The 12,416-nt window shown below is 37.8% G+C and carries 12 protein-coding genes; 6 read left to right on the top strand and 6 right to left on the bottom strand.

What is annotated here, in order from left to right; translation table 11 throughout:
* Positions 1–9: 9 nt before the first annotated feature.
* The 6 genes from gerPA to gerPF all read left to right on the top strand — a co-directional run bounded on the left by gerPA (position 10) and on the right by gerPF (position 1,996).
* Positions 10–231, top strand: coding sequence for a spore germination protein GerPA (gene gerPA, locus ACUN26_RS02450; RefSeq protein WP_001111187.1), 222 nt, complete (start codon positions 10–12; stop codon positions 229–231).
* Between the two features lie 14 nt (positions 232–245).
* On the top strand, positions 246–452 hold the full coding sequence (gene gerPB / locus ACUN26_RS02445; protein WP_001012514.1) for a spore germination protein GerPB: 207 nt from the start codon (positions 246–248) through the stop codon (positions 450–452).
* Between the two features lie 68 nt (positions 453–520).
* Positions 521–1,135, top strand: coding sequence for a spore germination protein GerPC (gene gerPC / locus ACUN26_RS02440; RefSeq protein ID WP_001070754.1), 615 nt, complete (start codon positions 521–523; stop codon positions 1,133–1,135).
* A gap of 6 nt (positions 1,136–1,141) precedes the next feature.
* Entirely contained in the window at positions 1,142–1,336 is a 195-nt protein-coding gene (gene gerPD / locus ACUN26_RS02435) for a spore germination protein GerPD (RefSeq protein ID WP_001052804.1), read from the top strand.
* 15 nt (positions 1,337–1,351) lie between these two features.
* On the top strand, positions 1,352–1,738 hold the full coding sequence (locus tag ACUN26_RS02430; RefSeq protein ID WP_000902321.1) for a spore germination protein GerPE: 387 nt from the start codon (positions 1,352–1,354) through the stop codon (positions 1,736–1,738).
* A 42-nt stretch (positions 1,739–1,780) separates the two neighbouring features.
* Entirely contained in the window at positions 1,781–1,996 is a 216-nt protein-coding gene (gerPF, locus tag ACUN26_RS02425) for a spore germination protein GerPF (RefSeq protein ID WP_001141566.1), read from the top strand.
* Positions 1,997–2,084: 88 nt separating this feature from the next.
* Here gerPF and ACUN26_RS02420 read toward each other — a convergent pair whose 3' ends face one another.
* The 6 genes from ACUN26_RS02420 to ACUN26_RS02395 all read right to left on the bottom strand — a co-directional run bounded on the left by ACUN26_RS02420 (position 2,085) and on the right by ACUN26_RS02395 (position 12,168).
* Complete coding sequence (locus ACUN26_RS02420; protein WP_000179958.1) at positions 2,085–2,372, bottom strand: RNA polymerase alpha subunit C-terminal domain-containing protein; 288 nt, start codon at positions 2,370–2,372, stop codon at positions 2,085–2,087.
* Between the two features lie 12 nt (positions 2,373–2,384).
* Positions 2,385–6,110: a helicase-exonuclease AddAB subunit AddA gene (addA, locus tag ACUN26_RS02415; protein WP_000572316.1), complete on the bottom strand. Its 3,726-nt coding sequence runs from the start codon at positions 6,108–6,110 to the stop codon at positions 2,385–2,387.
* Positions 6,107–9,622, bottom strand: coding sequence for a helicase-exonuclease AddAB subunit AddB (gene addB, locus ACUN26_RS02410; RefSeq protein ID WP_000058647.1), 3,516 nt, complete (start codon positions 9,620–9,622; stop codon positions 6,107–6,109). Before addB ends, addA begins: the two co-directional genes overlap by 4 nt.
* A gap of 116 nt (positions 9,623–9,738) precedes the next feature.
* Entirely contained in the window at positions 9,739–10,302 is a 564-nt protein-coding gene (lepB, locus tag ACUN26_RS02405; RefSeq protein ID WP_000751914.1) for a signal peptidase I, read from the bottom strand.
* 182 nt (positions 10,303–10,484) lie between these two features.
* The gene (locus ACUN26_RS02400; RefSeq protein WP_000347508.1) at positions 10,485–11,078 is read right to left on the bottom strand and encodes a TVP38/TMEM64 family protein; all 594 of its coding nucleotides are present in this window, start codon (positions 11,076–11,078) and stop codon (positions 10,485–10,487) included.
* A 508-nt stretch (positions 11,079–11,586) separates the two neighbouring features.
* Positions 11,587–12,168, bottom strand: coding sequence for a competence protein ComK (locus ACUN26_RS02395; protein ID WP_000444438.1), 582 nt, complete (start codon positions 12,166–12,168; stop codon positions 11,587–11,589).
* Positions 12,169–12,416 lie beyond the last annotated feature (248 nt).

Below are 12,416 nucleotides of genomic sequence, written 5' to 3'. Positions count from 1 at the left end.
GTGTTTTATATGCCAGCTATGGTCGGACATATTCGTATCGTCAATATTGGGTCAAGTGGTATTTTTCACATTGGAGATGTATTTGCGATTAGGCCTATTAGTTATTCACGTGCTTTCGCTGGGGCCGGCTCTTTTAACGTTGGAGATAATGTTTCTGTCTACAATTATCAAAGCGCAACGACTGTCAATGATTCAGATGTAATCGATCAAGCGATAATTGGTTCAACTTAAAGGAGGCAATTGCATTGAATTTTTACGTGAACCAAAGTATTATCATTAACAGTATTAGAATCGATAGCATTACGACTTCTTCTGTATTCCAAATTGGTACGGCCGGAAGTATTAAAGCTCTATCTAAATTTTCAAATACGGGTGGATTTACAGAGCCTCTTCGCCCATTACAGGCGAAAGGACAAATTATTTCTATCAAACCATCAAACAGTTCTTCTTAAGGCATCCTTGTCATAAATATATAGCAGGAATATATTTACCCTCCCTATTGAAAAGGAGGTTTCACAAAATGAATCAAGATATATATACTTACTTACACCAACTTCAGCAAGCTCTCCAAATACAACAAGCAACCATCCTTAGCCTAGAAGATCAAGTCCGCCAATTACAAGAAGAGCTTAATGAATTAAAAAGTCGCCCCTCCTCTTCTATAGGAAAAGTGGAATACAAATTCGATCAATTAAAAGTAGAAAATTTAAATGGTACTTTAAATATTGGTTTAAATCCATTTTCAACAAAAGGACAACAAATTGAAGATTTTCAAGTTGATACAGAAACATTGAAGGTCAATCCTGAAACTGACACCAACCCTGACTTTTATCAAGGTATCCTTCAAGAAATGCATCGCTACTTAGATGAAGAAGCATATAATCGAATTCTCCACTTTGAACAAGAAGAGAGAACACCGCTTGATGAAATGTATCGACAAATGATGGTTGATGACATAAAAAAACAGATGGAGCATAGACTTCCTTATTATTTATCACAAGCTCAATCATATGAAGGTATTTCAACAGATCCAGATTATTTACGAAACCTCATTATTCAAGCAATGAAACAAGATATCGACAAAGCCTTTCTATCCTTTATTCAGCACATACCGGGAAATTTCCGAAAGGAGTAAGTATGTATGAATCTTAACGTTGTAAATCGTGAGTTAAAAGTCGGACAGATTAAAATGAACGGTGTATCTTCGTCCGCTCTCTTTTTAATTGGGGATGCAAATTTCCTCATTTTATCTTCTATTCTTGATACACCGTTTGAAACTGTTACAGAGGGTCCATTTGTACCATTAGTAACAGATGTCCCTCCTACTCCAGGTTAAGGAGACTGAGAAATTATGTTACATCATGTGTCTATTGTCCAAAATGTTTCTATTATTTCTTTAGGGATTGCTGCTGTATTTCAAGTTGGAGATGCAAATCAAATGGAATTAAAAAGTAGAGCTCTTGCCGTCCACAGGGAAATCCCTTGTTATATAAAAGGTGAAGGGCGCTTAGATGCATTTGAAATCTTTACAGATGAACACATTACAATCCCAAAGCGAACGACAGATGTCAAATTAAATATTATAAATGAATGCCCTTTTATTGAAGTAAATAACGTTGAATTGCGAACACTTTTAAATTCTGGTTGCTTTCAAATTGGAAATGTTGATTATGTTTTTAATAACTCTCGTATTATGCAAATCCGCCAATATATTACGGATGAACCTTCCGCTCAATAATTCATATAGTAATTAAAAAGCTTAGTAAAGTAGGTGGATGGTATGCCTTCTGTTGTTGGAAATCTAGTCGTTCAAAACAGTAACGGTTCTTTCAATTTAGGAGATTTTTATAACGTGTCTCCGAAAGAAAACACGAAAGCTTATAACGGGTCCGGAGCTTCTAATGTCGGATTTGTCGTCAACACTTTTAACGGCGTTAGTGCAACAAATACGTTTGATTCTGATGTGGCAGATCAAGATCAGATTGGAACAGCGTAAAAAAGAGGTGTCTCCTATAGGTGACACCTCTTTTTTATATGAAATAGTAACGGATCTTTTCTTTGAAAATTATTCATCACATCACCATTTATTTAAATGATAACCCGCTCTCCTCCAAAGCTTTCCTAAGCTTCGGCAAAGACGCAGGTCCCATACCATGCAGTTTTAAAATTTCTTTTTCACTATATTTTGAGAGCTCTTCTACAGTGTGAATACCATGGTGCTCTAATGCCCTTCTTGCTGGTGCTGAAAGAAGAGAGAGAAAACCTTCTTTTGGCTTTCTCTCTTTCTCACAGGTTGGGCAAGTTGGACAATCGCTACTTTTATAGTATTCATGTCCTTTTTCACACGTTCTTAACGTTTTTTCCGTCGCCATTTTCAAGCCCCTCTATTCCTCAATATTCACAACATAATTCCCATCAAAGAAGTATAAACATTTCTCTTTCACAGGATGTTGTAAGCTTTTCTCGAGTGCTTTTGCATATAACGAAAGCTGCACTTTATAGCGATCTTCTAAAATTGGTTTTGCTTGTTCAAATCCGCCTGGGAATTTACCTTCAATCGTATCTGTTTTGAAATCGATTAGCGTAATACCATCTTCTTCTTCAATCATGCAGTCGATAACCCCTTGGACAAGAATCGATTCCCCGCTATTCCCTTGCCAATCTTGATATGCTTCTTCTGCTGATAGCATCATCGTAAATGGAACTTCACGCTCAACACTTTTCGCCGCTAATACCCTTTTACCTAGGTCACTGTCAAAGAATGAAATTACTTTTTCAATCGCTATTTCTTCCGCCTGCTCGAATGTTAACAATTCCTTATTTACCATTCCAGCAATTTGTTCTTGAAGAACTTCAACCGTAATCGGCTTCTTCAAATCTACATGTTGCATAACGGTATGGACTGCTGTCCCACGCTCTGCGTACGTTAATCCTTTTTTCTCCATAAAGCGCGGACGTGTTTTAATTGGTGCACGTAGTTTTCTAATAAAGGCGTTATCGCTGCCTTCTTCAGACTGATAATTTCTCTTTATTTCTGTAACGGATTGCTTCGCACGATGAGAGGTTGCTTCCTCATACCCGTACTTCCACATTAACCTATCGTACACTTCTTCTTTTCGTTCACTTTGTAATGGCACAGCCTTTTTCTCACGAAGTGCTTCTAACAACTCTTGTTTCTCTTCTTGAACTGGCTCTGGTGCAAGTAGCGTGTTACCGTCCACAACTTCTACTTTCCAGCTAGTGTCATACCCGTAAATTTCATCTGGAATACTTCCTTGTCCTAATTCAAGAAGTATTTCACTATCACGATGTCTATATAATGAAGGTGCAATCCAGTCTAAATAGCAAGACGCTCCAGCACGTATGTGATCTGGTAATAACCATTCACTATGTTCCCTCGCATCGAGCCATTTTTCCATTTCCTTATTTGCATCCTTAACTGTTCCGATTAAAATTAACTTCTCTTTTGCACGCGTTAAAGCTACGTATAATACGCGCATTTCTTCCGCAATTAATTCCATTTTCATTTTACGTTTAATTGCAAGTTGCGATAATGTCGTATATTTAATTCGTTTACGCGGATCAATGAACTGTGAACCGAAACCGAAGTCTTTATGCAGTAAGAAACGTTTCATTAAATCTTGTGTATTAAAACGACGACCGAGTCCAGCTACAAATACGACCGGGAACTCAAGTCCCTTACTTTTATGAATCGTCATAATGCGAACAACATCTTCTTGTTCACCAAGAGCTCTCGCCGTCCCCATATCGTCACCGCGTTCTAAAATACGTTCAATAAAACGTAAGAAGCGGAATAATCCTCTAAATGATGTTGCTTCATATTGCCTTGCGCGGTCATATAATACACGCAAGTTTGCCTGCCTTTGCTTTCCAGCTGGTAAACCGCCGACAAAGTCATAATACCCTGTCTCACCGTACACTTTCCAAATTAAATCAGAAAGTGATTGTTGGCGCGCGAATTCACGCCATCCTTGTAGTAAGTTATAAAACCATTCTAGTTTTTCATGAAGTTCTTGTTCTTCTTCAAGCGGTGCACCTTTTAAGAATGAGCTCATTACTTCATAAAATGACCCTTTCTTTCCGTGAGCACGAAGCGTCGCAAGTTCTTCATCATTTAATCCAACGATCGGTGAACGAAGTACTGCTGCAAGTGGAATATCTTGCATCGGATTATCAATAACGCGGAATACGTTCATCATAATATTTACTTCTGTCGCTTCAAAGTAACCAGTCGCAAGGTCTGCATATACTGGAATTCCTTGTAGTTTTAACTCTTCCATAATTTGCGGTGCCCACGGCATAGAGCGAAGTAAAATAACGAAATCACGATATTGCACTGGTCGCATACTATCCGTTTTTCGGTCATACACTTCATAACCTGAATCGACCATCGCTTTAATGCGCTGCGCCATAAGACGAGCTTCCAGTTGCGCCTTTTCGACTTCCGTACCTTCTTCACCCTCTAGTACTTCTTCTTCCGTTTGCTGAATGCATAATAATTCAGCCGCTACATCTTCACCTATTAGATAGCTAGCACCTAGCTTTAATTCAGCGTCAGCATCGTAATCGATTTCCCCAACTTCTTCGCCCATAATTTGTTTGAAAATAAAGTTCGTACCTGCTAGTACTTCATGACGACTACGGAAGTTTTTCGCTAAATCAATCTTCATTCCGCCGCCCGATCCTTCTTGCGTGAAGCGTTTATACTTTCCTAAGAATAAGCCTGGTTCTGCTAGTCGGAAACGGTAGATTGACTGTTTTACGTCACCAACCATGAACAAGTTCCCTTCACTCTCAGAATCTTTCGTTACGAATTTAATAATGGATTCCTGTACGAAGTTCGTATCTTGATATTCATCGACTAGTACTTCTGCAAATTTATTACGATATTGAAGCGCTACTGCTGATGGCTTCACTTCATCATTTTCACTTTGTTCACTTAAAATTTGCAAACAGAAATGCTCTAAATCTGTGAAATCAACCATTCCTTTATCTCGCTTCATCGCTTGGAAACGCTCTGTAAAGACTTTTACGAGCTTCACAAGTTTTTCTAATACAGGATGCATATCTTGAAAATCTCGTAAGAAACTTTCAGGTTTGCGGCTAAATAACTCTTCTTGTAATTTCTTCACTTCATCTTTCGCTTTATTACGAAGAGAGTCTACTTGTTTTACAACATCCTCGTTGTAATCACTTTTCTTAATACGCTTTAACGTTTGCCACGATACGTTTTGCATCGCTTCATACACGCTTGTCCACGATTCACGAGCTGCTGATGATAACATTCCAAGTAAAGCTGCATCCGCTTGCAGGGTTTCAACGCGAGGCGCCGGGCCGTCAGGAAGCATTGCGAGTTCGGTTGCTTTACGAATATGTTGTTCCGCTGTTTCAAGCTGGAATCTCACATCTTCTAATAGGTAAGAAGCATACACTAAATCTTCAATTGTCTTTCCTTCCACGTCGTATGCTTCTACTAATTTATCGAGCCATTTTTCCGGATTTGGATGCGCTCTTGATTCTGTATGAAGCGCTAAAATCATTCTTTGTAAGTCATCATCACTACGGTCACTCGTATAGCGATCAACTAATTCAAAGAAAATACTATTATCTTCGATTCCATACTCTTCTTCTAATATGTCATCTAGCACTTCTTCTTTTAACAACTCATTTTCTGTTTGATTTGCAATACGAAAACGAGGATCAACATCCAGCATGTAGTAATACCCTCTAATTACTTGTAAACAAAATGAATGGATCGTTGAAATAGATGCTTTATTTAATAGGCTCAGCTGTTTTCTTACATGTTGAGATCCTGGCTCATCAATTAGTACTTTTTCTAACGCTTCTCCAATTCGATTTTTCATCTCTTGCGCCGCTGCATTCGTAAATGTTACAACGAGCAGGCGATCGACATCGACTGGATTTTCCTCATTAATAATCTTTTTAATCATACGTTCAACTAATACTGCTGTTTTTCCCGATCCAGCTGCTGCTGCGACTAAAATGTCACGTCCATTCGCTACAACGGCTTTCCACTGGTCATCTGTCCATTGACTACCTTCTGGTTTTTTAGGCCAATTCTCTATCATTCTCCGTCAACCTCCTCTCTAATTTTCTCCATCGCTTCACTATCTTTCATATCTTTTAACGTACGGAATTGATTATCTTCAAGTGATTCATCAAACTGACAGACAGATTTGAAGTTACAGAACGTACATGCCGCTTTATTCCCCTTTTTGTAAGGAGCAATATCAATAACACCTTCTGTAATGTCTTTTCCGATATGTTCAAACGTATGGTGTACATATTTTTGCAGTACGTTAAACTCTTGCTCACTTGCAATGCTAGAACGCGCACTAAAACTACCGTCTTTTTTCAGACCAGCAGAAATAATATCTGAACTTCCTGTTGAAAGTTTGTTATCCATTAAACGAACAACGTCAGCATCTCCTAGTACGAGGCCTTTCATTTTAAATTTCTTTAAAATTTCTTTTTCAATTTCAGCTTCAGATGCGTCACCTTTCATTTCAACAATCGGGTTATGAATATGAAAGTACAGTACACCAGCAGGTGATGCTGCGTGGCCTTTTTTCATCCACGTTTGTGCATTTGTAGTAACGACATCTAAATACGTTAACATTTGAAGTGCCAATCCGTAATACACTTCCGTTAAGTCTAACGCTTTTGAACTTGATTTATAATCAATAATACGAAGGAATGTTCCGTTTTCATCTTCAGCCTTATCCACACGGTCAATACGGCCGATAACTTCCATCTTCACACCATTTGGTAATGAGAATTCCATCGGCGGAAGCGATCCCGTACCGCCCATACCGAATGGCACCTCTAAATCAACTGGTACGAAACCGCTCGACTTCGCGTGTTCACGAAGAATGATTGACGTACGGAAAATGATTTGTTGTAGTTTTTGTTTTAAATAGAAATGACGATTTGAGCTTAATAAAATTTGTCTTTGTAATAACGGTGCGATTTCTTCTATTACTAAAACAGAAAGATGCTCACACTCTTTTATTGATAAATCCGCCCAAGTGCGGTTTTCGCGTAATAGCCTGTCTGCAATTCTCTTCAGTGCTGCATGGAATAGTTCACCGATATCTGGTGCATCTAGTTTAAAAATATCACGCTCTCTTAACGATAAACCGTGCTGCGCGAAATGAGCGTACGCACAACGGTTGAAGAGTTCCATACGAGAAACGCTTCCTTTTATTTTATCTCCGTATAAATCTCTACTTACTACCGTACTTAGTTTCTGCGCACGATTTCGATAGAATAAACTCGATAACACGCGACTACTTTTTTGTTTCCATTCATCCGAAGTGACGTAGAAGTTATAGACGTCCCACCAAAAATCTAGATTCCCTTCAAATCCGTATCGCTTCCACGTTTGTAGTTGCTGCATGACATAAGATAACGTCACTTCTGGCGTTGCTACGTATGAAATTTGTTCCGAACGCGATAAGTCGTTTACGTCATTCGTAATAAACGAGTCTTTCACATTAGGGAACATTCTTTTTATTTTCTTAATAAAGCTAGATGCAAGTAATGTCTTTCCTTCTTCATCTGCAAGTGGGCATGAAATATATAATTTCTCAGACGCTCTCGTTACCATCTGATACATAACGAACTGCTCTTCTAATAAAGTTTGTCTCGTCGTTGGCGCGAGTTCAATTCCTGCCGCACCAAGAACTTCTCTTTCCTCATCAGAAAGCATCCCTTCATCCATCGGTGCTGCTGGAATAACTCCTTCATTTACGCCGATAATAAACGTTGCTTTCACATCTGATAACCTGGAGTGATCAATATTGGCAACTAATACTTGATCTAATGATGGCGGAATGTTAGCGAATTGAAGTGCCTCAAGTCCTGTCGACATAACGTCCGTGAACATTGATAGTGACATCTTCTCCTCACCAAGCATTTCTACAAACGTATCAAGAAGGCTCATTACTTCTTCCCATACTTGTTCATGGTCTGTTGCAAATAAGAAATCTCCGCTCTCTTCTGCACGTATACGTAATTCTTCTAACTTCTTTGGAACGTCAAGTTCTTCTAAAAATAAGTAAACCGCTTCGCACATTTGCATCACTGTTCCCGCACGCTTTAACCTTTTTTGCATGCGAATAACTGGCGTTCTTACAACATCACGCAGCCTGTTTATTTTCTCTTCCATTTCACGTTCAATATCTGTTATCATTCCGTTTGTATCGTCAAGTGAACGGTAACGGCGATACATCCACGGATCCTCAGAAGTCCATCTCTTCCCTTGTACACCGTACGCTAAACAGTAGTTTTCGAACTCATCCATCTCTTCACGCATCATTTCTTTCCTTACGTTTAATGGATATAAAAGCTCTGTTTTCACGCAGCGAAACACCGCGTCATAACGCCAATTTCCGCTAATAATTTCTAAGGCAGAACGAATACATTCTACTAATGGATGATGTGACATCGGGCGTTTTTCATCGATGAAGTGTGGAATATTATAATCTGTAAATAACGTTCGCATCACATCGTAATAACTTTCCCCGTTACGAAGAAGTACTGCAATATCTCGATAACGATACGTTTCATCCGCGACAAGTCTACGAATTTCACGAGCAACCCCTTCTACTTCAGCTCGTAAATTCGCCGCTGTACTAATTGTTACACTTGCTTCATCATAATACTTTTCATTCGGACGCGCTTCATAATGCGTTTCTAAATGAGCTAATGCCGGAGAATGAAAACGCGGTTGTTCCATAAGTGGAATTGTTTTTTCAATTTCTATTTTCTCTTCACGCGCTACTTGTTTTATTTTTTCATATGTTAACGTCGTTTCATAAAATAAATCCAGTTCATTCACTGGCTGCGCTAATGTTTTTTCATCTATCGTTAACGTAATTGTGACTCTCGCTCCACAAATCATGAGCTGTCTTACAATTTCAAGTTCTTGCGGAGAAAATGAATGAAACCCATCTATATAAATTTCAGCACCATTTACATACTCAGACTGCGGAAGCTTTTCCACTAGCAATTGTAAATAGTCTTCTGAATCTAAATATTTCCCGATTAAAGCACGTTCAAAATCATCATATAATAGCTGTAAATCATATACTTTATTCGCTAATAACTTTTGCTCAGCACTGCTACTATGCGCATCTAATTGTTGCCACATTTCATATACGTTAGATGGCGTCACATTGTAACGTTTAAACTCCGCAATCATACTGCCAAGATGCTCAAAGAAACCGTTTTGCTCCGCTGCTTTTTGGAACACCGATAATCCATCTTTACGAGATTCTACAATTTTACGAAGTAACATATGCACACCCGCTTCATCAATATGAAGACGACTCGCTCCGCCAACTTCTTGCAACACCTTCCAAGCTAATCGTGAAAAACTAAAAACTTGTGCCCGAATAGAACCTCTTACATCCTCACTTTCAATTAACGCCTGCTGCGTCTGGAATGTCATCTGTTCTGGCACAAGATATAATATTGTTTTGCCTCTCGGGCGCTGTTTTAACTCTTCTTGCACTTCTCGTAAACAAAGTGTACTCTTTCCACTTCCCGCTCTACCAATCACCAATCGAAGTGACATGTAACCCCACCTTTCACTTACACAACGAACGTTAGTTTGCTACTATAATTGTATTATAGTACACGAAAAAAGACAAACGGAGTTGTTTGTCTTTTCTATACTTCTACTTCATTATATCAACCTTTTGAAAAATTCGTTTGCACCTCTTGAATTGGCCAATATCTTAAATCGACTTTACCGACAACTGTATCAGCCTTCACAAAGCCAAAGTGTCTACTATCCCAGCTCCCAAGGCGGTTATCGCCTATTACAAAAATATGACCAGCTGGCACCACCTTTTCTTTTGTTAACTCTTCTAATGTAAAATCACCTGTTAGTTGCCTTCCATTTATCTCTTTCTTGTACTTCTCTAAATAAGGCTCATCAATAAATTGACCGTTTATATACAACTTATCATGCTTATATTCAATATGGTCTCCAGGTAAACCGATAATTCGCTTTACATAGTCTTCTTTTTTATTCGCATGAAAAACGACGACATCGAACCTGTTCAAGTCCCCCACTTGATAACTCACCTTATTTACAACGAGCATATTGCCATCCTGCAATGTCGGCATCATTGACTTCCCCTCTACAACGTACGTTGAAAAGAAAAACGTTCGAAAAAATACAGCTAATAGTACACCAATTAAAATTGTTCGTATCCACTCTAGGCCTTCTTTTTTCAAAGTTTTCTTCATCCGCTTCTCCCCTTACCCTTTAATAATGAAGCTTGCATTTATAAAGTGAAACTTAATCGGTGGGGATTTTGTTCATCCCGCACCGATCGGGCAGTTTGATCCCCACCTAACTTCTCTGCTTCAGCCGAATTTTTTGGAGGGAGTTTCACTGCCCTCAAATAGTGGGACAAAGAAGACTATTCTTAATGTAGTTCTAACTTTACTTCAATTCTTTTACCGACATACCATAAAATAAAAATAACAATCGCTACAATAACTGATTTCACTGGCTTATGAATAAACGACATTAAATCATGACCGATGTACGTTAAAATAAAAATCATCACAAGCTTCCCGAATGCGAGCGCAAGTCCGAACTGTTTTACGCTAATGCGAGATAAACCAGCTACAACGTTTATAAGCGCAGACGGTGTAAACGGAAAACAAAATATAACAAACACTGGCGCGAATCCTTTCCTTTCAATCCACCCCATTGCCTTGCGCACTTTCTCATGCTTATTTACAAAAGAAAAGAAACGGCTTCGTCCAAAATGGCGGATAATGAAAAAAACAAGCATAGCACCGATTACTGATCCAAGCCATGAATAAAGGAAACCCAGCCAAAATCCAAATGCAACAGCATTCGCTAGTACAAACACAATAAGTGGTAATGCTGGAATAAGCGCCTCTATCATCGGCAAACCGATGCCAAGAAGCGGTCCGAACGCCTTATAACTTTCAACAATATGATCCATATTTTCTGGTGAAAAATACTCTTTGATTGACTGAAAATCCATTCTACACTTTACCCCTTTACTCTAATTACTACCTCTACTGTATCATTGCTTTTCTGAAAGAGGAAATGGTAGATACGACATATGGAGATGTAATTATTAAGTTTCCATGTCCTTCATTAGAATTCCTTCATTATTTAGCTATGATAATCTTTCAATATTCGACAGGATATGAAGATAATTTAGACACTATACACAAATTGTAACTTAACGGTTACGTTTGATGAAAAAGCAGAAACTACAGAAAGGAATAATTCGTCTTTTTCAAAAAAATACCCTTACTGCACGTAAGGGTATTTCTACCTATATAGAAAGAAGTATCATGTATGCCACAAATATAAAATGATATATATTCACACTACATTAAATATATATAAGGAAATTACCATTATATTGTTCCATTAAAGAACAATATATTTGTACATCTCACTCGGTTTATTTATGAATCTTACAGCGTAAACTGTATATATAATGAAATAAAAAAAGGATGAGTCTCCTCATCCTTTTCCTCTCACACATCTTCTTCCCTAACAAAATACACTTTCTCATAAGCTGGTCTTAATGTTGATTCATCTCTTTTATCAATTTCTTTAAAACAAGGATTTCCTTGTTTCTTCTTTCGATCTTCATATTCTGTACGCAGTTTCGCTGTACGATTTTGTTGATTTTCAAAACTACTTTTTGATATTTCTAATTTCACAGCAAGGCCATTTATAAATCGAATCATAAGATTTCCATCTTTTAATTCTCGATTACTTTCGATATAAAAATGCGACAGCCACGCGCACTCTTTTCTAGAATAAGAATAAGTAGGGAAAAAATAAAGTTGATCTGTCGGACTGATTGCAATCGGTGCTTTATGTGTAATGTGCGTTAACTCTTTCGTTCCTTCTTTTCTGCCCAAAAAACTAGATCCATGCTTACGACAACTTCTCTCTATAATATCTAGAGGCTTTTGAAATACGAAAAAAGAATCTTCCATTTCAACAACTCGCGTAACAATTTTCTTTTCACTTAGAATAACAGGAAGTAAGGCCATTGTATTTTTAGTTACAACATAATTTTCGACATAGCGTTCTACTTTACTTTCCATATCCTATTATCTCCTTTTTTCATTTTCTATTTATATTAGCAGCTGCATATATAATTTTAGCACCTATGAAAAGGAAATAGGTAACAGGTTCCGCTTTTTTACAATTTTTTATCATTTATCAAACATTTGTCAAACAATAAAATCACGATATATAAATTAAATAGTTTTATAACCATAAAAACAGCATTTATACTACCTATAAATATTTATTATCCCTTCCTCTTTTTACATCATTACAACAATTAACT

Source organism: Bacillus sp. WC2503 (genome assembly GCF_052682895.1).
The sequence above is the reverse complement of the archived record's forward strand: the minus strand, read 5'-3'. Positions and strand labels throughout refer to the sequence as shown.

Excerpts from the sequence above, each read along its gene's own strand:
- gerPF (WP_001141566.1), top strand. The coding sequence starts at position 1,781 with ATGCCTTCTGTTGTTGGAAATCTAGTCGTTCAAAACAGTAACGGTTCT.
- ACUN26_RS02395 (WP_000444438.1), bottom strand. The coding sequence starts at position 12,168 with ATGGAAAGTAAAGTAGAACGCTATGTCGAAAATTATGTTGTAACTAAA.
- ACUN26_RS02400 (WP_000347508.1), bottom strand. The coding sequence starts at position 11,078 with ATGGATTTTCAGTCAATCAAAGAGTATTTTTCACCAGAAAATATGGAT.
- ACUN26_RS02430 (WP_000902321.1), top strand. The coding sequence starts at position 1,352 with ATGTTACATCATGTGTCTATTGTCCAAAATGTTTCTATTATTTCTTTA.
- lepB (WP_000751914.1), bottom strand. The coding sequence starts at position 10,302 with ATGAAGAAAACTTTGAAAAAAGAAGGCCTAGAGTGGATACGAACAATT.
- gerPD (WP_001052804.1), top strand. The coding sequence starts at position 1,142 with ATGAATCTTAACGTTGTAAATCGTGAGTTAAAAGTCGGACAGATTAAA.
- gerPC (WP_001070754.1), top strand. The coding sequence starts at position 521 with ATGAATCAAGATATATATACTTACTTACACCAACTTCAGCAAGCTCTC.
- ACUN26_RS02420 (WP_000179958.1), bottom strand. The coding sequence starts at position 2,372 with ATGGCGACGGAAAAAACGTTAAGAACGTGTGAAAAAGGACATGAATAC.
- addB (WP_000058647.1), bottom strand. The coding sequence starts at position 9,622 with ATGTCACTTCGATTGGTGATTGGTAGAGCGGGAAGTGGAAAGAGTACA.
- addA (WP_000572316.1), bottom strand. The coding sequence starts at position 6,110 with ATGATAGAGAATTGGCCTAAAAAACCAGAAGGTAGTCAATGGACAGAT.
- gerPA (WP_001111187.1), top strand. The coding sequence starts at position 10 with ATGCCAGCTATGGTCGGACATATTCGTATCGTCAATATTGGGTCAAGT.